Annotated in this window: 12 protein-coding genes, 3 tRNA genes and 1 pseudogene; 6 read left to right on the top strand and 10 right to left on the bottom strand. The window is 44.8% G+C overall.

Annotated features, from left to right (window positions below; translation table 11 throughout):
* The first annotated feature begins 67 nt into the window (after positions 1–67).
* Complete coding sequence (locus EXU57_RS06295) at positions 68–895, top strand: alpha/beta hydrolase (protein WP_133267325.1); 828 nt, start codon at positions 68–70, stop codon at positions 893–895.
* 148 nt (positions 896–1,043) lie between these two features.
* On the opposite strand, the gene EXU57_RS06300 is transcribed toward EXU57_RS06295, so the two are convergent.
* Together EXU57_RS06300 and EXU57_RS06305 are read right to left on the bottom strand one after the other, a co-directional pair.
* The gene (locus tag EXU57_RS06300) at positions 1,044–4,379 is read right to left on the bottom strand and encodes a TonB-dependent receptor (RefSeq protein ID WP_165958047.1); all 3,336 of its coding nucleotides are present in this window, start codon (positions 4,377–4,379) and stop codon (positions 1,044–1,046) included.
* Between the two features lie 262 nt (positions 4,380–4,641).
* Entirely contained in the window at positions 4,642–7,803 is a 3,162-nt protein-coding gene (locus EXU57_RS06305) for a TonB-dependent receptor (RefSeq protein WP_133267326.1), read from the bottom strand.
* A gap of 215 nt (positions 7,804–8,018) precedes the next feature.
* On the opposite strand from EXU57_RS06305, the gene EXU57_RS06310 reads away from it, so the two are divergent.
* A complete protein-coding gene (locus EXU57_RS06310) occupies positions 8,019–9,227 on the top strand; it encodes a bifunctional 3,4-dihydroxy-2-butanone-4-phosphate synthase/GTP cyclohydrolase II (RefSeq protein WP_133267327.1) in 1,209 nt (402 codons plus the stop codon).
* A gap of 289 nt (positions 9,228–9,516) precedes the next feature.
* On the opposite strand, the gene EXU57_RS06315 is transcribed toward EXU57_RS06310, so the two are convergent.
* The 4 genes from EXU57_RS06315 to EXU57_RS06330 form a co-directional block, all read right to left on the bottom strand.
* Complete coding sequence (locus EXU57_RS06315; protein WP_133267328.1) at positions 9,517–14,412, bottom strand: translocation/assembly module TamB domain-containing protein; 4,896 nt, start codon at positions 14,410–14,412, stop codon at positions 9,517–9,519.
* A 126-nt stretch (positions 14,413–14,538) separates the two neighbouring features.
* Entirely contained in the window at positions 14,539–15,582 is a 1,044-nt protein-coding gene (locus EXU57_RS06320; protein ID WP_133267329.1) for an aminotransferase class I/II-fold pyridoxal phosphate-dependent enzyme, read from the bottom strand.
* 434 nt (positions 15,583–16,016) lie between these two features.
* Positions 16,017–16,100: transfer RNA gene (locus tag EXU57_RS06325), tRNA-Leu, on the bottom strand.
* 40 nt (positions 16,101–16,140) lie between these two features.
* Entirely contained in the window at positions 16,141–17,292 is a 1,152-nt protein-coding gene (locus EXU57_RS06330; protein WP_133267330.1) for a sensor histidine kinase, read from the bottom strand.
* Positions 17,293–17,340: 48 nt separating this feature from the next.
* On the opposite strand from EXU57_RS06330, the gene EXU57_RS06335 reads away from it, so the two are divergent.
* The 4 genes from EXU57_RS06335 to EXU57_RS06350 all read left to right on the top strand — a co-directional run bounded on the left by EXU57_RS06335 (position 17,341) and on the right by EXU57_RS06350 (position 18,921).
* Positions 17,341–18,360 (top strand): glycosyltransferase family 2 protein, encoded by a 1,020-nt coding sequence (locus EXU57_RS06335; RefSeq protein WP_133267331.1) that lies wholly within the window; start codon positions 17,341–17,343, stop codon positions 18,358–18,360.
* A 49-nt stretch (positions 18,361–18,409) separates the two neighbouring features.
* Complete coding sequence (locus tag EXU57_RS06340) at positions 18,410–18,613, top strand: hypothetical protein (RefSeq protein WP_133267332.1); 204 nt, start codon at positions 18,410–18,412, stop codon at positions 18,611–18,613.
* Between the two features lie 110 nt (positions 18,614–18,723).
* Positions 18,724–18,799 (top strand) — tRNA-Gly (locus tag EXU57_RS06345).
* A gap of 36 nt (positions 18,800–18,835) precedes the next feature.
* Positions 18,836–18,921, top strand: a tRNA-Leu gene (locus EXU57_RS06350).
* A 2,120-nt stretch (positions 18,922–21,041) separates the two neighbouring features.
* On the opposite strand, the pseudogene EXU57_RS06355 reads toward EXU57_RS06350, so the two are convergent.
* From EXU57_RS06355 to EXU57_RS06370, 4 genes and pseudogenes are all read right to left on the bottom strand, one after another.
* Positions 21,042–23,639: pseudogene (locus EXU57_RS06355) on the bottom strand (ELWxxDGT repeat protein); the annotation flags it as partial.
* A 701-nt stretch (positions 23,640–24,340) separates the two neighbouring features.
* Positions 24,341–24,745, bottom strand: coding sequence for a hypothetical protein (locus EXU57_RS06360; protein ID WP_133267334.1), 405 nt, complete (start codon positions 24,743–24,745; stop codon positions 24,341–24,343).
* Between the two features lie 143 nt (positions 24,746–24,888).
* Positions 24,889–25,377: a hypothetical protein gene (locus tag EXU57_RS06365; protein WP_133267335.1), complete on the bottom strand. Its 489-nt coding sequence runs from the start codon at positions 25,375–25,377 to the stop codon at positions 24,889–24,891.
* Complete coding sequence (locus EXU57_RS06370) at positions 25,325–25,894, bottom strand: YWFCY domain-containing protein (protein ID WP_133267336.1); 570 nt, start codon at positions 25,892–25,894, stop codon at positions 25,325–25,327. The genes EXU57_RS06365 and EXU57_RS06370 overlap by 53 nt, the downstream gene beginning before the upstream one ends.
* Positions 25,895–25,965: the final 71 nt, after the last annotated feature.

Here is a 25,965-nt window from a genome sequence, read left to right on the forward strand (position 1 = left end):
TGAACTCACATAGCATTAAAAATGTTTGTTGCCATACCCTTTTGGCTAATTCGCTATTTTTGAACATATGGATGAGCAGTATTTACAAGTTGAAGAACGCAGCGGATATTCAGTGCTCGTAGAACAAAATGAGATTGCTTCCGACTTTCTGGAACGACAGGTTATCATCGACACTTACCTGCCAACCAATGTGGCACATACCGGTAACTTAAATCTTTTACTGCTCAACGATGGCCAGGACCTACTAAAAATCGACTTCGCGGAGATCCTGCACAAGTTGATGATCAACGGGGCTATTGAACCATTGATTTGCGTAGGGGTACATTGCGGTCCTGACCGCAAAATGGAATATGGTACGGAATGCCAGGCCGACTATAAGGGACGAGGTGCAAGAGCAGGTTTATACACGAAGTTTATCTTCGATGAACTGTTGCCTTTTATCCGGAAAACGTATCATATACCATCTTTCAAAGAAAAGTCCTTCGCGGGATTTTCGCTTGGTGGACTTAGCGCCATGGATATCGTTTGGAATCATGCAAGCGAGTTTTCGAAGGTGGGTGTTTTTAGTGGCTCCTTATGGTGGCGACGCAAAGCATATGATGAAGGCTACGACGATGAACTGGACCGTATCATGCACCTCCAGGTTCGCAAAGGTCAGCTTCATCCGTGGTTACAGTTCTTTTTTCAATGTGGTGCGCTCGACGAGGAAAATGACCGTAACAACAATGGGGTAATCGATTCGATAGATGATACACTCGATATGATCCTTCAACTCAAACTTAAGGGATACACCGATAAGCATATCCGTTACCTTGAGTTAAAAGACGGGCGGCACGACGTAGAGAGCTGGGCACGGGCCCTGCCTGACTTTTTAAAATGGGGCTGGGGAAGATAAGCGTTGTTCAAGGTATGGGCTATTACGGTATTAGGTATAACTAAAAAGTAAAAAGCGGCCAACAGCCGCTTTTTACTTTTTAATCTTCACTCACACCATATAGCTCAATACCATATACCTCAATACCCAATACCGCTAACCTAAACCATTAATTAAAAAGGTATCTCACTCCCAGCTGACCCTGCCAGCGCGAAAAGATTGCGGTATTGTCCTGGAAGCTGTTTACAAATGGGATTTGATTTGCTGCATCCTGGTAAGGAAAAGAGTACCGGGGTTTACCAAAGTTTGGATCGCCGGGAGTTGAAACAAGGCCTTCATATTTGAGGAAGCTTGCCGCGTTCTGGCTTGTATTAAATGGTGTGGATACCGTCTTGCTTATTCCCCAATTCTTATTAACGAAGTTACCCAGGTTGATCATGTCGAAAGAGACCCTCAATGTATGGCGGTCTTTTCCGGTATTGAAATAAAAGTCCTGTGTTATGTTGAGATCAAGACGCTTAAAATAAGGGAGCACAACCGCGTTGCGTTCTGCAACTTGTCCGCGATGGGTACTCATATACGGATCCTGGCTAATAAAGTTATTTAGCTGGTTCCATATCTGTGCAGGTGTACGGGTATCGGTGATAACCCCTCCACCCGTATTTACCGGAACAAGGATGATTTCGCTTTGGTTACGGGGAATGTAAATGAGGTCATTATTACCGCCTGTGCCATCATTATTCGGGTCGCCGGTATAGGTATATGAAACCGCACCTGTTTGCGGAATATTTGTGCTTGAAGGACTTGGTGCGGCCTCAAATATCAACCCTATTGATGTTGCATAGTGTTTGCCGTACTCTTTCCGGTACGATGCCTGGGCGATCACACGGTGTGGCTGGTAAAAGTTAGGGTAGCCGAGCTCTGCAGCATTCGGGTCATTACTTACCGGCCGGTCCCTCCACATGCTCTGTGCAATTGACCCGCCGTCGTTGAGTGTTTTTGCATCGGTATAGGTGTAGGCAACACTCGTGTACAGGTTACGGAAAGTTTTCTGCAATTGAAGGGTTGCTACGGAAGCATAACCTTTGGAGTAATTCTGCATCAGGATGGCACTGCTGATATTTGGATCGGTGACAGTGTTCTGCGTGCCGGCATTTGCTCCCGTTGCTGGTATAGGTCCGTATATCCGCTGCGACGAAAAGCGCGTTCTAGTATCTGGTCCGGCAAACTGGGTCCCGGTTGTTCCCAGGTTTACGTTTTCGAAATTCACCGCATTGATCTCTTTTGAATAGGTGAACTCGGCTGTAGCAACGATGTTCCCCGGTAGTTTCTGGTCAACCGCTAAACTTGCTTTCAAAACCTGCGGATATTTGAATTCTTTATCCGTAAAGACCAGGTTATACGAAGTATTGGCCGCACCCGCTGCAGGACGATAAGCATTTACATCAGGGTTAAAAGCGACATTGCTCGTAACAACGGAACCAAACTGAACCCCGTTATTACTTGCCTGGTTGCTGATGTAAACAAATGGAGGTGGACCTGAGAACGAACCTACACCACCGCGAACCTGTGTCTTTTGGTTTTTAAATACGTCCCAATTGATACCAACGCGTGGTGAAACCAGGATGTTTGTGCCTGGCTTTTGTCCAACGTCATAGGATTTGCCGTCGCGGAAAATGAGCGCGGGCACATTTGGATTAGATTCAAAATTGTCATCAAAGATGGGTGCGTCGATACGCAGTCCGTAGGTTAGCGTGAAGTTGTCTTGTACCCGCCATTTATCCTGTGCAAAAAATCCCAATTCCGTAGCACCGATGTTTGCAAAAGGAAAAGATCCGTCCTTGGTAAGGGCATAAGATAGGAGGTAGCTTCGGGCATTCGCGGTTCCAAGGTTCGCACTATTGTAAAAATCGGTAAGCGAGTTAAACACGTACAATCCCTGGTAATTTGGTGCAAAGCCGTTCTTAAACGTTTTTTTGTAGTTCTGTGTGCCAAAGGTAAACTCGTGGCGACCGGTGTAGTAAGTAAAAATATCCGATAGCTGCAGGATATCCGTATTCAGCAGGTTGTTGTAGGTAAATGGCTCATACCCGAAGCTCGTATAAGTTGCGCCCTGGCCATTTAAAATGTCAACGAGTGGAAAGGTTCCACTGGCAAGGGGAGAACGGAAATCCCTAAGTGCCGTATATCCAACCTGTAACTTGTTGCTGAACCGGCTGCTGAACCTGGTGTTCAACTCCCCGATAACAATGTTGAAGTTGTTATTAATTGTATATCCGTTACCACTGAAAGGCAGGCCGGTATTTGAAGGTTGTCTTGAACCAACTGCTCCGCTGTTGCTGGCCGTAATGTCGCGCAGCGATTTTAAGTAGTTGTATTTGATGGTAAAGGTGTTTGACTCATTGATGTTCCAGTCGAGTCGAATGGTGGCCTTGTCGCTGTGTGTTCGATAATTGTAATCCTGGTATACACCAGGATCGTATCCAAACTTGGTAATGAGATACTGTTTTAACGCATCGAGCGTATCTGCTATCGCCTGTGAAGTAATGCCCGGGACTGCTGTTTGCCCGGGTTTATTTGCAACCAGTCCCGTAGCTGGTTGACTGATCCGTTCCTGCTCGCCGCTCACAAACACGAACAACTTATTTGGAACGATCGCACCACCAAAGGAAACTCCCCTCAGATTGTATTCAAAAACCGGTTTGGGAACAGTACTGGTCCGAACCCTGTACCCCTGCAACTCCGGGTTCCGGATATAGGTATAAACCGAACCTTTAAACTGGTTTGTTCCGCTTCGGGTAACGGAATTGATCCCGGCTCCGGAGAAACCGCCTTGTCGCACATCATAAGGCGAAACGTTTACCTGTATCTGGTCAATCGCATCAAGGCTTATCGGCTGTGAATTTGTTTGTCCACCTAAGGTCGACGATAGTCCAAACGCATTATTAAAATTGGCTCCATCGACGGTGACATTATTGTAAAGGTTGTTCCTCCCCCCAAAACTCTGGCCATTCGATGACGGGGTCAGCTTTGTAAAGTCTTGCAGGCTCCTGTTTATGGTTGGCAGCCGCTCAATTTGCGACCGGCTTATAATCTCCTGGCTGCCGGTTCTGCTACTATTGAAAACCCTGTCGGGCCTCGTTGAAACAACGGTAACACCTTCCAGCGATGCACTTGAGGGCATCAGCTTGATATCAGCGTTGAACTCCTGGCCGAGTAACAAGGTGACGTTCTGTTGCGTTTCGGTTTTATAACCCACAAATGAAACAGTGATTTCATATGGCCCGCCAATCCTCGCATTGGGTAAATTGTAACGCCCATCTCTTCTTGTTGTCGTAGAATATTTGGTGCCCGTAGGCGTATGCGTGGCAGTCACGGTTGCTCCTGCTACACCACCATTCTGATCTGAGACTATGCCGCGTATTTCAGATGTGGTCTCCTGTGCGAAGGATTGCAAAGAAAGTAGGATGAGGAACATCCACACTAAGGCAGTTGTTGTTTTCATGTTTTGGAGGTTTGTATAACATCGCTCCCGGTTATAGTGAGAACGATAATGTCATGATACAGCAGCAGATCTACGGGCTAAGACAAGCTCTTGTGCAACTCCGATGCTTATACAGGGGCCTATTTTTAGTAGCCTGATATAAATAGCATATGGAGTGGCGGTCCTGCATCTGGTTTTTATTCAAGACCTAAATACGGTCATACCATCAAATAAAAACCCCCACCTTGTTGGGTGGGGGCTGTTGTAACTTTTACAGTAACGACTAATTAAATGAGTAACGAAGACCAAGTTGTCCCTGGAACCTTGAACCGAAGGTTACGCTCCATGGATCTTGTGGATTAAAGTTGTATCCTTTTCCAGCAAACGCTCCGCTGGTTCTGTTGATAACCGATAACAGGTTATAAGCCTGGTTGCTAACATTATACTGTCTGCCCCAGCTGCGGTTTAACAGGTTGGTAAAATTAAACACGTCGAATGTGATCTGCAGGGTGTGTTTTACGTCGTTTGTGGTGATGTAAAAGTCCTGTGCAAAGCGCATGTCAATTACGTGTTCCCATGGTGTACTGCTGCCGTTTCTTTCTGTATAATTTCCGCGGCGGCTATTCAGGTATTTGTTTGCCGTAACATACTTGTCAAAATCTTCAGCCTGCTGCGCTGCAGTTCTTGAAACTGCAGTACCCGCACCGTTTAGCTGGTCCACAAACTTGATCTCAGAAAGATTCCTTGGAATGTAAGCCAGGTCGTTACCAAAACGCCCGTCGCTGTTAAGATCACCATTCACAAGGTATGTCATTCTTTGGCCGGAGTTGCCGGAGTAAAACAAGGCAATAGACGTTCTCAGGTATTTGGTATAGTTCACGTTATAGCTGAAAACACCGGTGATACGATGGGTAAGCGCATAGTTCGATGTTGCCAATGGTGCATTGTTCGCATCTCCGACAACCTGGGTGAATTCCCAATTCGAGAGGGCTGTAGAACTAGCTGCGCTGTTGATCTCAGTAGCGTCGTTGTGGTTGTACGCCAGGGATGCAAAACCATTCTTCCAGTTCTTGCTAAACTGCGCGGTCAGGTTGTAAGAATAACCTTTATCAGTATTGCTAATCAGGATGGCGTTGGTAATGTTGGGATTTAATCTTCTGCCACCCGTGTTTGTAGAGGAAGAGTAAGCCACCCTTTTGTCGAAACCATTGTTGTATGCCTGGTCAACGATGCCAACGGTCGGTGCAAGGTTTACATCCTTGTACAATACGTTGTTGATGGTTTTAGAATACATCGCTTCAAATGTTGCGTTGATACCAAGGGGTAGCTTTACATCTGTGGCAAGGTTAAAGCGCGCAACCTGTGGAAACTTAAAGTTCCGGTCGATCAGGTTTGTTTCGAAAGTACGGCCGGCAGTACCCAATGAACTTTGCTTGTTTGGATCAGGCTGAAATCCACCTGGAATTGCGGTCAGCACTTCGTTTGCAGGTGTATTGGCATTGTCACTGATATTCACCGTGTTGAACAATAAGCCAGTGTTCGTAAATTGGTTTGATATCCATACAAACGGTACACGACCGGTGAAGATACCCGCACCACCACGAAGGATCACACGTTTATTGCCTTCAACGTCGTAGTTAAAGCCAACCCGTGGCGACCAGAGCAATTGCTTGTTTGGAACATATGAAGTCGAGTATTTTCCACCAAAAGTTGAGTCAACCTGTTTGTTAAAACCAGGTGCATCCTGGATCACCGGCATGTCTGCCCTGATACCCATAGTGATCCTGAAAGCTGAATTCACCTGGATCTCATCCTGTGCATAGAAACCCAGTTGTGCAGCTGCAAACCGGGCCGAAGGTCTTGGATCACCTGGAATGTTCGAAGAGGTGATCTGTACCTGGCGTGGGTTGTTGTTTTTAAAATCCTGGATACTCGCAAAAGACCAACGTCCGTTTACGTTATTAATGAAAAGGTTTCTAAACCTGAAAAACTCGTTGTGTGTACCAACCGTGAAGGTGTGTTTGCCACGGAAGATTTTAAGGTTATCGGTGATTTCGAAGATATCCTGGTCAAGCTCATTTGCAACAGAACTCCTCTCAGAACCAAACTGGATAACACCTGAGCCTTTGTTGATCTCAACAAAAGGGAAAGTAGGTCCGGTTAAAGAACGGGCGTCGCGGATGCGGTGAAGACCAAGAATAAGGTTATTAGACACCCGGTTGCTAAAGCGACTTCTTACCTCAGCAACAGTGATGTTCTGTTTGTTTGCAAACCGGTAAGCATTGCTTCCATAACGGAAAAGGGTGCGCGAACGTGAAATGTTGTCGTCAAAGGCGTCAATGAAATTGTGCCTGAGCGTTAAACGGTGTTTTTCGGTAACGTTCCAGTCAAGTCTTCCGAAAAGCTTATTGCTTTCTGTAGCTGCAGCAAAGGGAGTGATATTACCTACATCGTACTGGTATTTGGTATTTACAAATTCTGCCAGGTCCTGGGCCTCTGCAGTTGTCAACAATGCATCCTGCTCGCCTGCATTGTAAAGTGTAGGAGCGGTTCTCCGCGTCATTTCGCCATTGATAAAGAAGAACAATTTATTGGGTATAATAGCACCGCCAAGGCGAACACCATATTGCTTGTCGGTGAAAGCGGTCGACTTTACCTTGGTAATAGGGTCAGAGCCAATGGTGTTCTGGTTCCTCACAAAGTAGTAAGCCGAACCATCAAGCTTATTGGTTCCAGAACGCGTAACCGCGTTTACACCACCGCCGGTAAAATTGCCGTAAGTAATGTCATAAGGCGCAAGTACAACCTGTATTTCCTGGATCGCATCTAAAGAGATTGGTGTTGTTCCGGCAGGTCCGCCCGGTGCACCAGATGACGAAAGACCAAAAACGTCGTTGTTTACCGCACCGTCGATGGTAATATTATTAAACCTGTTGTGTGCACCACCAAAAGAGTTGCCATTTGCCTGTGGGGTAAGACGGGTATAATCCTGCAAGCTCCTGCTTAGGGAGGGCAGGGCTGCAATTTGTGCCCGGCTAATGCTTGTAGATGCGCCGGTTTGCCTTCTTGCGCCGGCTGCGTTTGTTGTTACAACTACCTCAGAAAGCCTTGAACCGGATGAGTTCAGGTCAATGTCAACCCGGGTATTTTCGCCCAGCGACAGCATGATGCTGTCTTGTGTAAACGTAGTGTAGCCCACAAACGATGCCTCAACCCTGTATGGCCCACCAGGTATAAGGTTAACCAGGTTGTAAACACCTTTTGCAAGGCTGCCGGTACGATATACGGTTCCCGAAGGGAGGTGAGTCGCCGTTATCGTTGCCCCTGCGAGCTTCTCAGTTGCATTGCCAACGACTCCTGAAATGCTACTTGTCGTTACCTGTGCGGCCAGCGCAAAAGGTGTGATTAAAACGACCAATAGCTGTAGAATTCTTCTTTTCAACATGTGCTTAAGGTGATTATTTCTGCAAAGAAACTGAATAAAATATTAAGGCTATGCAGATGATGTTAACATACTATTTTCATTTAACATGACAATCCGGGATCAGATTTAGATGCATCGCGCACGGTGATATCTGCCTGCCTGCAGCAAAAACAGGTAAAAGGCTAATACCAATACATTAGAATAATGAACGTAAATTTGCCCGGTAAAATGTGTTTATGTTAGATAGTATTGAAAGTGCAATTGAAGATATAAAGAAGGGCAAGCTCGTAATTGTAGTTGATGACGAAGATCGGGAAAATGAGGGTGACTTTATTACGTCCGCACGAAATGCAACCCCCGAGGTTATTAATTTTATGAGCAAGGAAGGCCGTGGACTTATTTGCGTACCCCTCGAAGAAGAGCGTTGCGACAAGCTTGGCCTTGAACTGATGGTGAATAGTAACACTTCCCTTCACGCTACTCCATTTACGGTTTCGGTCGATCTTTTAGGTAACGGCTGTACCACCGGAATTTCAGCACACGACAGGAGTAAAACCGTGCAGGCACTAATTGACCCTGGAACAGTTCCGGGTGACCTCGGGCGCCCTGGTCATATATTTCCGTTACGCGCGAAAAAAGGCGGGGTACTACGGAGAACGGGTCACACCGAAGCCACCATCGATCTTGCACGCCTGGCGGGTCATGAACCTGCTGGTGTATTGGTCGAAATTATCAACGACGACGGAACCATGGCGCGTGTTCCGCAATTGGAAGAAATTGCCCGCAAATTCGATCTCAAACTCGTTTCTATAAAGGACCTCATCGAATACCGGCTTAAAAAAGATACACTTATCGAGGAAATCGTACGGGTCGACATGCCCACTAAGTTTGGCGACTTCAAATTGATTGCCTTCCGCGAAAAAACAACCAGCAGCGAGCACCTTGCATTGGTAAAAGGCAGTTGGGAGCCGGGTGAACCCGTGCTTACCCGTGTGCACAGCAGCTGCTTCACCGGCGATATTCTTGGCAGTTACCGTTGCGATTGCGGCGAACAGCTTCACAAGGCAATGCGCATGGTTGACGAACAAGGCAAAGGCGTAATTGTATACATGAACCAGGAAGGGCGCGGAATTGGCCTTGTTAACAAGCTAAAAGCTTATAAACTCCAGGAAGAAGGTATGGATACCGTTGAGGCAAACATTCATCTGGGTTTCGGTATGGATGAACGCGACTATGGGGTAGGGGCGCAGATATTACGTTCTTTGGGCGTCACAAAATTGAGGCTGATGAGCAACAATCCAAAAAAACGCGCTGGCTTAAAGGGGTACGGCCTCGAAATTGTCGATATCGTTCCCATGCACATCAAACCCAATCCCCACAATCAGAAATACCTGCAAACAAAAAAGGACAAACTCGGCCACGAAATACTAAACGACCTCTTATAATATAGATCCTGTTACGGGATAGCGTTTTCTCTTACAATAGTAATGCTTTTGGTGACCGGCAGTATCCACTCCGGTTTAGCAGCCGTTGCCACGCTCGGTTCATCTTTAGTGCTCCCATCGCCGGGGTTCTTACCATAATTAGGTATACATTGGCAGCAATGCGTTTAGTTCTTCTTTAATCACCTGAATAAAGGGAAGCGACCAAGACAAATTGAAGGCGCCGGAGCCCAGGATCCAGGAATGTTCAGTCTCCTGGTGTCGGGCGTAATAGCTTAATGCAGTAAGCCACTTATTTGAAGATGATCGACGAGTCTGGCGGACGCTGCAGCAGGGGAGTGTTTACCTTATTGCCGAAGAACTTGTCGAAGTCCTGCCGGTAAGAAATACTTACCCCCTGGCGGTTTCTCCTGCCTACCGAACCTTCGGTAATGTCGAGGTTATTGCGACTAAATACAATTGCCCTCACCTTTCGGTTTTTCGAAAGAATGATCTCCACCGTAATATCCGGCAAAAACTGCAGTGCGCCAAGTTGCTGCGATGTAGCAGAATTGCTTCCCAATTTGAAATCCAGGTCACCCCCAACTGTTACAATTACTTTGTTATCCAGCAGCGACTTTCCAAGTTTGAAGTTTACTTGCTGCCGGTCAATCGTATTTGTGGCCGTCACATTTCCGCTAAAAAGGCTTTGGCTGTTGTACAGCGAGGTACTCACGTCGAACTGGAGGCTTCTGTCGCCGGTGAGCCTGAACAGTAGGTTTGAAACAAGGCTGTTTACCTGCTTCGAAATCATCTGCGAAAGCGTATTGTAGCCTAGTGTTGTGAAATTACTTGCCAGGTTCCGACCCTCGCCATAAGGAGCGAAGCCACCGAATACAATCAGGTAAGTAACCTGCTTCAACATTTCGTTATCGTCGGACTCCAGTTTCGCCAAAAACTTTACAAATGTATCATCGTTTTTAATCCCGGAACCTGTGGGAAAATCGAGGCGGAAACGGATCGTAGGATTTTTCAGCCGGTCGGTCAACACCGCGTATACGTATACATCGTCTTTATAACCCTGGATCGTACTGCTTTGGTTTTGGCTGCCAACAAGGTCGCTCAATTTTACATTTTGGGCAATGTATAGCGCCTCTATCTGGATTTTTGCGTCAAAGGGATCACCATTCCACTCGATATAGCTTCCGGCATTTTCACGCAGAATAAAGGGCTTCTTTATAAAGGATTGGAAATTGAAATCGTAACTACCCGATACGATTTCGTAGCGGCCGTTGATGGTCAGATTTTCCGTTGTTCCCGCGTGAATCTTAAGACGTCCGTTACCATTCGCTTTAATGATGTCACCGGTAAGCTCGTCCAGGATAACGTCAATTTTCGCCAGCGGGTTTGCAGTAAGTTCAAGATCTACTACAATGTTGGTTTCGCCGCCTGTACTTACCTGGCGCATTTCGGTACCATATTGCTTAAAAACAATAAAGTCCGCCTCGCCGCTTTCCTTACTATCGTTGGTGGGAATATAAATTTGAGAGCTGTCGGTAGGTTCGGCTACAATCGACATCCGCATATTTTCCTGGGGGCCGTCAAGGCTAAGTGAAGCGGTGCCAATTGCTGTTCCATAAAACTGTTTGTTGTCGGTAGATTTGGTATCGATCAGCAACATTCGCTTTGTGGTAATATCAAAATCAAACCGCATATTTCTAAATCCCTTATTATAAAGTTTGCCCCGAACCGAACCCGTATTTCCAAATTTGTCGCGGATAGAAAACTGACCAAAGTCGATATTGTCTTCGTGAAATACAAAAGTTGCACTGTTGATGGTATAGGTAACCTGGGTGAACTTTACCAAAAGGCTGCCATCCCGGATGGCTACCCTGCCCAATAATTGCGGCCGGTTTGGATTTCCGTTGATTGATAACTCCCCGGTTGCAAACCCTGACACGTTGTCGAACACGGTTCCAAGAAAGCGGTTCAGCAGGTCGATCTTTGTATTGTTGAGTCGAATGGTAGAGGTAAGTGGTGCAGAAACCGAGTCGCCTATATCGTAAGATCCCGAGGCAGTCAGGCTGTAGAGTTCGTTTAGCGACTCAACGTTAAACACCACTTTTTTATTGGTGCTGTTATATCCACCTTTAATCAGTACCACCCCGATCGAATCGTTATCCAGCCGGAACTGGTCCGCCCTGAGATTGCCCTCTACATTAAACTTACCAAAGAAGTCTTTCAGCACGATCTCTCCGCCAGCAATACCCTCTAAACGGGGATCTGATGTAATAAATGGAGCAAAGTCGCCGATGTTCAGGTTTCTTAAACGTATTGCAAGATTGTTCTGGTTATTGTCTTCCTCGTAGGTTGTTTCAACAGCTATTTCCTGGTCGCCCTGGGTAAAACGTACTTTATCGGCCGAAACAAAATTCTTCCTGATGATAATCTGACCTTCTTTCTCGAGCCGCCAACGTTTGTCGTTAAGTACAAATTCCGACGGTCGTAAATCAATCGTAACCCCATCTTTTAAGGTGACAACCGAAGCATTAAAGTCGAGATCATTTAATGCAGTGTTTGCGCGGGTTTGTAAACTTACTTCTGAACTGTCTTTCCTTGCTACCACGTTGAAGTGAGTTAGCGGAAACGAAGCACTGTCGCTTACTGAAATATTATCAATATCACCCGTAAGCTGGAGATTTTCAAGGTTGCCTTTGCCATCGAGTACCGTATTTGTAAAACGGTATTGTCGGTAAGCCAATTCGGGTACGCTTGCCTTTACCGCGAAAATGGTGTCAATCGTATTGATGTTGCCTGCTATTTCGCTGTTGCTAAAACCTGAAAGATGAGGGTCGAGCAACTGGGTATAGCCTTCAACGTTGCGGGTGTTGATAAGAAAAGCAAAGCGCTGGTCTTTTGGGGTGCTCCGCGGTTTATTAATGTAGGACGGATAATATTGGTGCAGGAACAACTGGAAGCTATTTGGCAGGTCGAGAATGCTGTACTCGCCTTGTACGCTGGCATCGAACTCGTTACTGTTTAGCGATAACATGCGCTGGTTGCCTTCAAGCCGCGACTGTAAACTTAGGGAGTCAAGGTTCAGGCGGGTGCTGTCGTGAAGAAAGGTCGCGTTGAAAATTTTTACCGAACCGAGAAACTGGTCAATGTTACGGCCGCTGAAGTCAAGGTCAAAGAGACCGCTCAGTTCAAATCGCTCGTTGGTAAAATTGAGGTTTTGGAGGTTCGTTTTCACCAGGTCGCCAAGTACGTTGAAACGCGGCTGGGTATTCGTCAGGTCAATTTTAACGGTTGTAGTGATGTCCAGGTTTTCATCGTCAACCTTCAGGGTTCCATCAAACTGCTTTCTTTGAAAAACCCCTTCGATGCCGATATTTTTATAGTTGTAGTTGTGAAATTCGAGCTGCTGGAAGTTTCCGGTCAGGTTAGTACGCAGCGTGTTCATATTTAGTCCGGTGCCGTTTACGGTTCCATCAAACGATACACGGCCGAGTTCTGGTGATTGCAGGAATTTGCCCAGGTTAAATTGTTTTGTCACCAGCCGCCCGTTGTAAACAGGAGAGCCTTTGGCGGGTAGTTCCATGCTTAGGTTTGTACTAAATCCACCCAGTGATGTGCTGAAAGTGCCCGCAGTAATAAACTTTGAAATGGTACCATTGAAGTCGCCCTTGAATTGTACCGTACCAAGACTCGGCAGAGAAGGTGAAGTAACTTTTGCTACTTCGGGCACAAAAAGCACAACGTCGTTGTAAGTTGTGCGCAGGCTTCCGCCAGTGAAGCTGATACGGCTGGTGTTAATGTCGGGTAAGCCAACAATCTTTACGTTGCCGCTTAAAGTTGTATTGCTTCCTGCATTGACAAACAGCTTTTGAATACTCAGGTTTGCCACGGTGCCGGTGCCAATACCTGAAATACTTATTCTTTTGTTCCAGGCTTTTGCTTCAGGTGCAAAAAACGCAAGATCGTCGCTGTCAATTTCGGTATTTAAAAAGCGTGCATGCATGGTGACCTTATTCATATAGTCACCAAAATCGGTGTTGAAATTGGAAAAGCTCATCGCATAGTAATTTTGCAAATGGCTTTTAGGCGTTATCAGGTCAAGGTTGGCAAATTCCATAATCTCAGGGGTTAGCCTGAACTGCGCTTTTAGCTTTCTTACTTCGAAGCCGCTACGCTCTTTACCCGAAAGGTCAACCCTCGCCCTGATGGTATCCTGGATAAAGCTTACATCGCTTAAGCTCCCGTTTAGCTTATCGAATCGAAGGTGCAGACCGTCGAAGTGTTGATAGACTGCACGATCCGTTCGCTTTTCGTTGTAGAAGCTTCCATTTCTGATTTTGATCTTTCCAACGGTAAGCCTGATATTTCCGGGATTAAAATAGTACTCAGGTTCTGCAGACTTTACCGGTTTGCGTTTGAGACTATCCGGTCGGAGACCTTCAAAATTCAGTATTGAGAAAAGTGGCTTATCCAGGTCCAGCTCATTAATTTCAATGGTGCCTTTGTCCATATTGAAATTCTCGGCGTCCAATTGCAGGCTTCCAAGTTTTACTTCCATTTTCTGGCCGATCCATCGATCATCCTGTACAAGTAAAACATTCTTGAAATCGAGTACTTTCAGGTCGAACTTCAAGGCTCCGCCAGCAGATTTCTTTTTTTTCTTTGGAGAGGGAGCGGAGAAATAGTCGACGAGAAAACCGTAGTTCCAGGTAGAATCTTTGCGGCTGAGGTGAATTTGGGCATCCTGTAAGCCTGCAAATTTAAGAACAATCGTATCCTGCAAAAAGAACCAGTCTGTAATCCTTACCTTAAGTTGATCAGCATATAATAGCGTATCACGTTGTTGATCCCTAACAAGGGTGCCTTCGAGGTTCATCCGGTTAAAAAAAGCAAAACTTACATGTTTGATGCTTACCTGGGTTTCAAGTTCCTTCGAAAGCTTCTTTGTAACCTTGCCGACGATCCAATTCTGAACCAACTCAGTTTGAAGAAGAATCCAAACCAATAGTACGAGTCCAAGAATACTCAGGATAATCCGGGCCGTTATCTTAAGGAATTTCTTCAGGTGAGTGGTGATTTGAATTTTTGTAAAAATAACGAAACGGGGAGCGGAGCACAAATTCCAATCCAAAATGGTATAAACAATAACATAACGTAAGTGAATGTACCACTGGGTGGATAAACCCGTCAATGGGTTTGTGCTGGTGTAAGATAACTGGTTTTCGTGTCTTTGCTTGCAGGGGCCGATGGAGCCATTGGTTTACAAGGGCAACATTGCTCAATGCTGCAGCGCTGTTAACAGGGGTTTCCCATTACCTCAGCGCAGCAGCTCCTGCAGTATCCAGGCCGCGCGGCGAAGGTCAGTTTCGGTATGGAGCGCATTTACAACAAGCCGATTAACGGGCGTACCCGATGGATCAGGATAAGAAAAAGACGATATCAGGAGCCGGTGCGAGTCAAGAGCAGGTTGTGGCAGGTTTTTCTTTAGCAAAAAGATCGGTAATGCCGGGTGATTAATGATCCCTGGTACGTCCTTAAGTAGCGCAATAAATAGGGCAATGTTCTCCTTTAGTTTTCGCAACTGCTCAAAATATATATGTTGCCCGTTTAAGTAGGCGTATACCGAGGGGGGCGCAATTGGCGTGGTACTGGTAAAATACGGCGATTGTCTTAATAGCGCCGCCGTTGCATGACTACAACTTACCGCTCCACCATTAATGTGAAGTGCTTTCGATAAGGAGTAAGTCAATATAAACTCAACATTGGAAAGCCGGGGTAAGCTATGTGAAATGCCTTCACCTCCCGGTCCAAGGCAACCGATACCATGCGAGTCGTCGATGATACAGGTGATCCGTTTTTCGGGCTTAATGCTACTCAGGAAAGAAAAGTCCTGGACACAGGCTTTAAGCGGACTTACGGAATCAGCAAGTAGAATAAAGTATTTCTCGTCCGACTCGTTTATTGCCTGCACCATTTCCTTTTTCCAATGGCGCTGTAGCGGAGGAATCCCATTTTGGATGGCCGGATGGGTGTCGGGTGCAACAAAGCAGTTTTTAGTATTTTTTGCAAGCAAGTCTACAATTGCTTTTCCAGCCAGGAATCCTGAAGAAAACGTTACCGTTTCTTCGCTGCCGGTTAGCCAGGAAAGTTGCTTTTCAAACTTGTCGTAAATATCAAGGCGGGTATTGGATAATCGGGATGATGGATGTAATAAACCATACTTGCGCAACCCTTCCTCCACAAGCGAAAGGTAGCCGGGATGGTGACCAATCCCTAGGTAAGAATAACCTGAGAAGAATAGGTACTCCTTGCCATTTACCAATGTTGTTCTGCCCGGGGCCCGTTCAAGAAGGTACGTCATATGCTAAGCTTTGGTTACCGACATTTAGCTGTATTATTGGCAATTCCGCACTGTGATGTTGGCACTGCTGCAAAGTTCAACAAACAAATTCACCGAACTGTTTCAGTGGTGCAAAAATACTTATTTAGAGGTGTTCATTTTTACAAGTTGTATTAATGCTCAATACAATACCTTATTGAAATTGTAGATCGCTGAATCTGTGTACCAATGCAGGTACCTGTTCATAAGCTACCCGGTATCATTGAAGTTAGGGGGCATTTACAGGGGTATGCCATTAATAAGATGGCAATAATCATAGCGGTTTATTTCTGTCGATTGTTGAATCAACCGTACAAGCGAGCGTGGCAAGTAAAGCCCGGAAAGGTTCATCTGTTCGTCACCAAAAAAAGACTCATTAAAAAGAAAAAAACCTTTCCCGGGAGAGAAAGGTTTTGTGCGGAAGAGGAGATTCGAACTCCCACGGCTGTTACCCCGCTACCACCTCAAAGTAGTGCGTCTACCAATTTCGCCACCTCCGCTTGAAGTGCTGCAAATTTAGGGATTCAACCATTTCAAAAATTATTTCTTTAGTACAATTCTAAACGTGGTGCCTTTACCTGGTTCGGAGCTTTTTACAAATATCTGCCCGCGATGGTATTGCTCAACGATCCGCTTGGTAAGTGTTAATCCAAGTCCCCATCCGCGTTTTTTGGTTGTAAAGCCGGGATTGAAAACTTTGCCAATATTCGCCTTACTGATCCCTTTGCCATTGTCTTTTACATCGATCAATACCGCCGACGTTTCATCTTGTATCTGAACGTCAATCTTGCCTTTGCCCTCCATTGCGTCCAGCGCGTTTTTTAACAGGTTTTCTATTACCCAGTCGAAGAGCGGGGGGGAAATCATAGCAGGAATAAGAGCGTCGTTGGTATTAAGGTTGATCTGTACTTTTCCGCTTGCCCTTTTTTTGATGTAGTCGATCATACTGCTTACCTGCTCAACCAGGTTCTTTTCCTCCAGTTTTGGCGTACTGCCGATTTTACCAAAACGATCACTGATCAGCTTCAAGCGGTTGACATCTTTTTCAATTTCTACAACCATTTTTTCAGCACCGGGTACATCGCGAAGTACCTCAACCCATCCCTCGAGACTTGTTACGGGGGTGCCCAATTGATGGGCGGTTTCTTTTGCAAGGCCGGCCCATACCTGGTTTTGGGTATTCTGGTAGCTCGTTCGCTGCGCGATAACCGTAATGGTGATAAACAGGCCTACAACGATGAGCTGTATAATCGGGTAGTAACGGACTTCCTTTTGCAGCTGGCTCTCGCCATAGTAATACCGGTTGGCCATATAGGGTCGCTCACTGATGACCAGCTCGATGGGTTGGTGTTGCTTTCGGAACTCCTGTAATTTTCGCGGCAGGTAACTTTTATCGGCGTTTACAAGCGACGAGTCGATGTTGACATAGCTATTGGTGATGCTATCCTTTTCATTTGTTTCGATAATGGGTATGTCGTCGTTTTCGGTAGCTATTCTTGTTGCAAGCGTGATATCGGTTTGGTCGGTTGCATTCATGATGGTCTTCTGTGCTTCGACCCATGCTTCAATTTTCTGTTTTTCTTCTTTCCCGATTTTTTTGCTGAGGTAGTCTGAGTAAAAGATTGTTCCGCTAACGATCAATATTGCAATGAGGGTCAAAAACATGCGCAGGTTAAACCATTGTTGGATCATATATCTAAAATAGAAAAGCTTTGTGTTAATTTACCCTTTTATATAAGCGTGCAAACATACCCCTCCGTAGCCATTGTTATCCTGAATTATAATACCAGGCATTACCTTGAGCAGTTTCTTCCCTTTGTTCTCGCTTCTGATTATCCGGATAAACAGGTGGTGGTTGCTGACAATGCCTCCACCGACGACTCGGTAAGCTGGGTAAGAAGCCACTTTCCCGGGGTAAAGGTGCTGGTCAACGATCGGAACTATGGTTTTGCTGAAGGGTATAACCAGGCGCTTAGGCAGGTAAAAGCAGACTATTATGTGTTGCTGAATTCAGACGTTGAAGTAACCAGTGATTGGATCATGCCTGTAATAGCTATGTTCGAGGCAGATGAAAAACTCGCCGCATGCCAGCCGAAATTGTTATCGTACCACAACCGTCACCTGTTTGAATATGCCGGCGCCGCAGGTGGGTGGATAGACGCCCTGGGTTACCCCTTTAGTATGGGGAGGGTTTTTGAGATTTGTGAAACGGACAATGGACAATACGATACTGCCTCCAGGATATTTTGGGCAAGCGGGGCTGCGATGTTTGTGCGTGCAAAAGTGTATCATGAACTAAATGGCCTTGATCCCTATTTTTTTGCGCACCAGGAAGAGATTGATCTTTGTTGGCGGATGCAGCTCGCAGGTTATGCGATTAAGAGCTGTCCGCAATCAATCGTTTACCATGTCGGTGGGGGCACCCTTCCACAGAGTGACCGAAAAGTTTTCCTGAACTTTAGAAACAACCTGGTGATGGTTACCAAAAACTGGCCCCCAACGATGCTGTGGTGGAAATTGCCGTTGCGGATTGTGCTGGATGTTGTATCGGCGATGCAGGCTTTGCTCGCGGGTAAAAGGGGATTTGCGCGGGCGGTAGTGCAGGCCCATTTTGCGTTTTACAAATGGTTGTTCAGCACTAAGCGGGAGAACCTTTTTTCGAGGGGGCGAAACGGCAAAATACACGGGGTTTTTAGCGGAAGTATTGTGTGGGCATATTTTATAAAGAATAAAAAAACTTTTAACGAAATCGTGCAATAGGTGTGTAGATATCAACCTGCCCCTTATTTTTGCAACGCAATCGTAAACTATGGTAAACGAATTAAAGGAGCACAAGCAGAAGGATATCGGTTACAACTGGGCGAATTCATCGCAGTTTCTTTTTTATATCCAGGTGTTTTGCATAATGGCGTTCCTGCTGGGCGGATGTTATAAATTGTACACTGAGCGTTATCATGGTCGCCCCGATGTGGAAGTTCCGGATAACACGTTGTACAGTCCGAAGTATAAATAAAAAAGATTTGGTGGAATGCCGGTGATGTTTATTTTTGCACTCCTTTAAACAACAAACAAGGCCTTAGATTTGGAGATTTAAAAGGGAAAATCACCAGGTTCTTGATTAATGCGGAAGTAGCTCATTTGGTAGAGCACGACCTTGCCAAGGTCGGGGTGGCCGGTTCGAGCCCGGTCTTCCGCTCCAAAATCCGCCTTCCAGAGGCGGTTTTTTTTTGGGTACACCCGGGTGGTGGAACTGGTAGACACGCAGGACTTAAAATCCTGTTCCCCGCAACGGGAGTGTGGGTTCAATTCCCATCCCGGGTACGTGAAAATCAAGCAGTTATGAGTAATAATCATGGCTGCTTTTTTGTTTTCTTAATTCTTTCTACAACATTCCGCAAACATTTATTTCACATTCAAAATTGAAAATGACTTTCACGTCGATGTAGCGGAAAACCTTCTTAAGTCGGAAGAGAAATTTCGTAAAGAACGAGAGAAAACATCCAAGCTTTCGTATGCTGATAAGCTGGCATTTAAGGAACCGCCTTTTTTGGTGGGTAGAAAGAGCCCAAAAAGAAACCAGCAGACAGCAAGAAGAATGAAGTCATGCTACAATGGGGTTGAACTCGTAGCTACCATCTTAATTTCGTTAGCCATATTTTATCTTATGTTTAAAGCTACTCCTAGGTTACAATGGAATAGTCGATCAATCTGAAATTTTTAATAACTGAGTGATTTTATCAACCAGAATATTTACAGCCATAGGGTACTCACGCAAACTATATAATTCGTTGTCATCCTTAACTATAGTTAGCAGTCTTTCAACTTCCGATAGGGTTGAGTCTAGGATCAGAATATTCAAATCAAGTAAACTGTATCTCGGAGGTTCTTGCATCTGAAAAGATAAAACATATGCCGTATATGTTCATGTTAAATCATTGGGCAAGTTTTGAGGAGTTGCAGGCATTTCTTTTATATATAGGTGATTGCTAACGAGTAATCAACTGCACTGTACCATTCTTTGTCTTGCTTGACTATATCAAACATCTTTTTGACCTTAAACAAGTTTGCAAATTCAAGCAAAATAGGAAGTTCACTAAGACTGTATGTTGTGGGGGTTCGCACGTATGCAAAAATAGTGACATGTATTTTCGATAAGTAAATATAAAAAAACAGCTCTCTAACGCCGCTTTTCATTAATATTGAGATAGGACCAAGTCCGGGCTCTGTCTTGTTCCGGCAACCTGTTTATACCGATATCGTTCTGGAAAAAGCTTTAAGAACAAGGTTCCGTGTTTCGTAAAGCTGGCACTTGAGGAGATATTTTTATGGCAGATCTTTATTCAGCAACGGAACTCGTCGATGCCGACACAAACTAGGTTGCAAGAAAATGGACCTAAACCATCATCACAAGAACCACAAAGTCAATTAACAGATAACGTTACCAATTATTTGTTAGGAAGGTATCAAAGATGGAACTGAAAATAAGATTTCGTCAGTGTAGTTACATGATATCTTTTTAGTTCAGAAAACCTTCAGAACTGAGCGAAAAAACAAAACCTTTTTCCAGCTGTTCTCCAAGTCATTGGACTCATTAAGCCCTGCTTGTATTAATACAATTGTTCCAGATAGATATCGCCTAGAGCGCCTTTAAGAATGATGTTCAGCAAATAATTCTGATCATTACCTGGGCCGTTCCACTTTATGTTGCCATCCATATTGATGTCTTCTGGAGCGTAAACATTGCTAAAGGTGTTACTTAAAGATCCCTTTAGCTTATTGTTTAGGATATGATTTTGATCGTTCGTCGGCCCATTATATTTAATGTTGTTATTTGCGTTTGCATTACCGGCGCGCATTGCCCATATGTTTCCCAAAGGTATAGTGGCTGTGTATGGCTGAGACTGGTGGCTTTGACCCGCAGTTATAGTAAAGTCATATGCAGCGCTGCCGTTAGTAAAATCGAGAGCACCTGCAGAGCGTATCCCCAGATGATTTCGATGCTTAATAATTACGTCATACTTTGAAGGGGCAATTCCTGGGAAGGTAATCTGAGTTGTACTACCATCAATATCCACTAGGGTTCCATCTTCTTTTAGGAAAGCAGCTCTTCTTGCGACGACGCTTGTCGGGTTCAATCCGTTTCGGAGTTCAACTAGGATCCAATCAATTATTGTTGGATTAGCAGCAAAGAAGCCTTCTTGCACCTCTTCGATTCCGCCGTAATCGAAAATTAAACTATAAGGCTGACGAGTTGCATTTGCTCGTAAGATACCAGAGGTGTTCAAGATCGCACTCATTCTACCGGAGGTGTTATTGTAGGCTGCCTGCAAAACTACTTTGCCGCTGAAGGTTACTCCCTCATTGATCGAGGCGACGTATAAATGACTACTCTCACCATAGTCATCCGGAACAAAATAAATTTTTTCTCCAACACGGATCAGTTCGCTTGGGGCCCCGGATCCTGGGCCTGAAACGACATCCTGGACCAACACAGTTCCTGCCGACGAACCATCCGTTCTCCATAATTCTTTCCCACTCCCACCATCATCAGCTTGGAAATATAAAAAGCCGTTTACTACTGAAAATCGTCGGGGAGTTGATGTGCCTGTTCCGGGATTTATATCTTTGAGCATAATGGTGCCTGCAGCCGTTCCATCACTCTTCCATAACTCGTAGTCGTCCGGGTGGGCACCAGTCGTAAAGCTAAAATACAATGTGTCTTTGTAATTGATAAGGTTTGCAGGAGTCTGATATGTTGGTCCAGAGCTTATATTTTTAACCATTACCGTGCCCGCCTCTGTTCCATCACTTTTCCAAATTTCGTACCCGTTTGTGCCGTCATTTGCTGCAAAAAACAAAGTGCCATTTACGTTAGTAAGATATGCTGGCTGTGAGCCAGTTCCACCTGGGTGAATGTCTTTCACTAGTATTGTTCCGCCCCCAGTTCCGTCACTTTTCCACAACTCTCTGCCATTGATACCATTGTCGCTTGTGAAGAATAGCGTCCCAATAACAGCTGTTAAATTTGCTGGGTAGGAAGGGGTTGCACCAAGGTGAATATCCTTCAACAGAATAGTACCTGTAGAAGTGCCATCCGTTCTGAACAATTCCTCTCCGTATGTGGGATCATTGGCCACGAAAAACACGTTACCATTCACATTTTTGAAGCCGCCAGGTCCGGAACTCCTCTCGGCGGGATAGATGTCTTTGACCATCGCGGTTCCTGCGGCGGTACCATCACTCCTCCATAACTCAGATCCCATAGTTGAAGTTATCGCTCTGAAATATAAAGAACCGTTTGCCACTGTTAACTCCGAAGGGTCGTAACAGATCGGCAGCCCAATTACTTTTAATGTTCCAGCCTCAGTTCCATCAGTTTTCCATATCTCCCTATAGTTCGTAGAATCTAACGCAGAGAAAAACAAAGTCCCATTTAGGATCTGAAAATCTTTCGGGTAAGACGAATTATATCCAGTTTTGATATCCTTCACCAATTTAGTTCCGGAAGATGTACCATCACTCTTCCACAATTCGTTACCCGAGCTTCCATCGTTTGCTGTAAAAAATAGGGTGCCATTGCAGTCAAACAGATTACTAACCTCAGGTTTGTTTGACAGGATCTGATTGATATCCTTGATAAGGAAGGTGCCGGTGGAGGTGCCGTCGGTTTTCCAGAGTTCCTGTCCGTGGGCGCGGCTTGTAGCAATGAAGATAATTGTACCGTTAACGTCAGTAATTTGCTCCGGATCAGAACTACCCCCGGGAAAGATATTATACACTCTAAATGTACCAGCATTAGTACCGTTACTCTTCCATAATTCTCTGCCGCTTCCATTGGATGCACTATAGTACAATGTGCCATTTACATTTACAAGGTTCATGGGGTTAGAACTGTTAGTGTTTGTATTCACCCGTACAGTTCCCGCTTCGGTGCCATCGGTCTTCCATAAGTCTTGACCATAGCCCCCTGCACTAAAATATAGGGTTCCATTTACAGCCGTAAGATTTCGAGGGTTCGAACTTGGGTAACCGGGCAAGATATCTTTAACCAGACTTACCTGGGAGCCAACAATTTTGTAGAGTTCTGTACCAATGTAGGGCTGAGTTGCTCCAAAGAATATGGTGCCGCCACAATTAGTCAACCCACCAGGAAATGAAGGTCCTCCCCACCAAATGTCCGTGAGCCTGATCGAACCAGTAACAGTCCCGTCACTCTTCCATACTTCAGATCCATAGGTTCCGTCATCAGCAACAAAATATAAGCTTCCATTTGCATTGATTATATTGAAGGGGTTTGATGACCCTGAGCCTGGATAGATGTTTCTCACCATAATGGTACCCGTCGTTGTGCCATCACTTTTCCATAATTCTGCACCGTTAACACCATCATTTGCGTTGAAGTAGAGGGAGCCGTTGAAGCTGGTGAGATCATTTGGAGAAGAACCAGTTGTACCTGTATAGACGTCTTTGATTAAAGATGTTCCTTCCGCAGTGCCATCGGTTTTCCATAGTTCATATCCATTTGTTGGATCCGTAGCACTGAAGTACAAGTTACCGTTTAAAACCGTTAGGCTTTGAGGAGCAGCACTTCCTCCACCTGGGTTGATGTCTTTGACCATCACTGTTCCTGCTGGAGTTCCATTTGTTTTCCACAATTCAGAACCATGGATGCCATCATTCGCAACAAAAAACAAGCTTTCAAAAAAAGGGATAAACTTCCCGGGCGAAGAACCGGCTGCCCCGGGCGCGATATCTTTTACAAGGATTGTTCCTTGTTCTGTGCCATCACTTTTCCAAAGCTCTGCGCCGATATTTCCATCTGAAGCCATGAAAAAGGTATTACCATTCAATTCAACCAAGCTGTTTGGACTCGAACCTAGGGTGTTTGGATTGATGTATTTAGCCACCTTAAATGTTTGTGCTGTTAGGCCCGTGGCGAGAATAAATAAAACCGGTAGTAGAGAGTACTTTAGTACTTCCCCTGAGTTAATTCCTAGGCAATGGCACAGTTTGCCGGACAAGAGTGAAATTTTACGCATGAGTATTGATTGTATTGCTTACACGCATAGGCTATTAAATGCTGATGTTCAAAATCGAACATTACTTAAAGCTGATCATGAGAAATCGCAGGTTGGAGAGTACTATTGCCGATGTGCAGCATATTGACGTGATTGAATAAATATATGCAATTTCCGGGACTTTAATGTTTCTAAACTTGGCTGATGCCTTATATTCTTGTGGAAAATTGTCTAACTAAAGGCACATAAAGTACAAACCGTTTCATCCTTTTAGCTTAATTTGAAGGACGAGCTTCGGAAAGCAAGCTGACCTAAACCATAAGCGTGATCTGATTAAACATTATCGCATGCTCAAGTGTCTATTTTTTTAAGAGACTCTTAAGCTTGAATTGCCCGGCGACAGGCAAGTTGATGTAAAGCCGGTGGAAGACAAAAGAATATTGAGGCACTAGCCATAGGCCATAGGGCATGTATAGATTGGCGTCGGATCAAACGCCAGGAAAACAATCTGGGAGAATTGGCGGCTGAATATATTTCAAAAACGCCGGATTTGAGCTAAAGGAGGTAGAAGACATTAAAAAATAACTTGTTTTTTTGTGCAAAATCATTGCTTAAAGAAAAAGTCGATTAAACTGTACTTCCACCTCTAATAAGAAAATTGGGTCTGCTATCAAATATCTGCCTTGTATTGCTGCTTGTATGGCGTGCATAACTTTTAACTCCTAGGAATATGACCTGGTTTTTAGAACATTATTCAGGTTGTAGATAATTGAGCAAGCAGTTATAATTGTAAACACGATCATGACTGTTAATGGAACCAACTCATAGAAGGTACCTATGTTGTAATTGGTTTTACTATTTAAAAAAAACACTAGTAACGATAGCACCTGGAAGATGGATCCTGAGAGATAAAACAAGCTATTCCATTTAGAGAGTCTAAATACACTATAGCCAAGCAGGAAACAAGCCACACCAAGCCAGGCGAGTATCGAATATGTATAGCCGGACGCCAATGCCATCAAAATATACATCAGATAAAACCCACCAAAACCTTCGCCACTGATTAGAATTCCGAAGAAGCATATCAACACTATAAAGGGATGTGCAATGTTCTTGAGGACTTTCATGTCTTTTTTTTTTAATTACAGGAGCCTTTACTACTGCCCGCATAATTTTTGGCTACAGGAATTTTGATAAGAGCTGCTTCCGGCCTATTCGCAAACTTCATTTTACTCAACTGCTGATATAAGCCTTGGGGTGTATTGCTCTCTTAGGGGACAGTGTTAGATGGAATATTATATTTTGGTATGTTCAGCGGATTGTCCGCGCGAACGGAATTAAAAAGGTCTAAAGCGAAATCGGTGCAATTGTATTGTTTTATACTGTAAGCCTTTCTAGAAGAAACAATGGCCTGGTTGAGCACGGTCTGCAGTTCTGCAGGACTGATGTCCATGCGAAGGCTCGCGTTATATTCGTGATGTTGATTATCCACGATTTTCTGGCTGAGCGGCGTTTCAAACACCATTGTTTTCCATGGATGATCTGGGTAAAACCCGATCGTTTGTTGCACGCTCTGTAAACCATTAGACTTTTTGACTTGAACAAAGGCATGGCCTGCTGATCCTTCTCTCCAGTTAAAGTAAATGAATGGGTTGCTGTCGACCGGTATATCGGTCAAAATTTCGATGGAGCAGGTTGCGCCGGCATCAGGTATGGTCGAATAACTTGTAGCGAGCTGGCAGGTTGATTGAATATTCATTGGTGAGTAATATTTCCTCTTGGGGAAAGGATTCATTTTCCTTATTAAAAATGTCCTTACTATTTAGTTTCTGATGGATGACGCGTGAGAGCAAGGTGCCCCCGGTCAGAATAAATATATAGCCAAGTATAGTGAAACTCATGTAAACGATTGCCGCGGTAAATAACTTGATACCGGCAACCAATAAGATCCAGCTTAGGAAATATATTAGTAGGCCTAAGATTACGTAGCCGAAGGCTATTAGATAGCTTAACTTTTCGTCCTTTCTTCCTCTCGCCCCGATGAGCGAGATGATTAAGAAAATCAACGAGATGATTTTCGATTTATTGAAGCTAATAAACAAACCTGTATTACGGATGTTTATAAGCAGCCGATCGGTTAGCATGCTGGTAAGCTGCCAGTGAGCGAAGACCGAATAAAAGTAGTAGTAAAAGTGTAACACTAGAACGACCAGGCTGATCAGCCGGGTCATATCCATGATCTTTCTCAATCCCTGTTCATTTTCACCGGTGTGCATAGTTGTATAGTTTATGCTGATTAAGATGGTTTGTAGCGTCGGTGTTTCTGCGCCAACCACAGATGCGGTGG

Origin of the sequence: Segetibacter sp. 3557_3 (genome assembly GCF_004354985.1) — a bacterium.
Lineage (GTDB): Bacteria > Bacteroidota > Bacteroidia > Chitinophagales > Chitinophagaceae > Segetibacter.

Bases quoted from the DNA above. Each gene is read 5' to 3' on its own strand.
- EXU57_RS06295 (WP_133267325.1), top strand. From the start codon at position 68: ATGGATGAGCAGTATTTACAAGTTGAAGAACGCAGCGGATATTCAGTG.
- EXU57_RS06300 (WP_165958047.1), bottom strand. From the start codon at position 4,379: ATGAAAACAACAACTGCCTTAGTGTGGATGTTCCTCATCCTACTTTCT.
- EXU57_RS06305 (WP_133267326.1), bottom strand. From the start codon at position 7,803: ATGTTGAAAAGAAGAATTCTACAGCTATTGGTCGTTTTAATCACACCT.
- EXU57_RS06310 (WP_133267327.1), top strand. From the start codon at position 8,019: ATGTTAGATAGTATTGAAAGTGCAATTGAAGATATAAAGAAGGGCAAG.
- EXU57_RS06320 (WP_133267329.1), bottom strand. From the start codon at position 15,582: ATGACGTACCTTCTTGAACGGGCCCCGGGCAGAACAACATTGGTAAAT.
- EXU57_RS06330 (WP_133267330.1), bottom strand. From the start codon at position 17,292: ATGATCCAACAATGGTTTAACCTGCGCATGTTTTTGACCCTCATTGCA.
- EXU57_RS06340 (WP_133267332.1), top strand. From the start codon at position 18,410: ATGGTAAACGAATTAAAGGAGCACAAGCAGAAGGATATCGGTTACAAC.
- EXU57_RS06360 (WP_133267334.1), bottom strand. From the start codon at position 24,745: ATGAAAGTCCTCAAGAACATTGCACATCCCTTTATAGTGTTGATATGC.
- EXU57_RS06365 (WP_133267335.1), bottom strand. From the start codon at position 25,377: ATGAATATTCAATCAACCTGCCAGCTCGCTACAAGTTATTCGACCATA.
- EXU57_RS06370 (WP_133267336.1), bottom strand. From the start codon at position 25,894: ATGCACACCGGTGAAAATGAACAGGGATTGAGAAAGATCATGGATATG.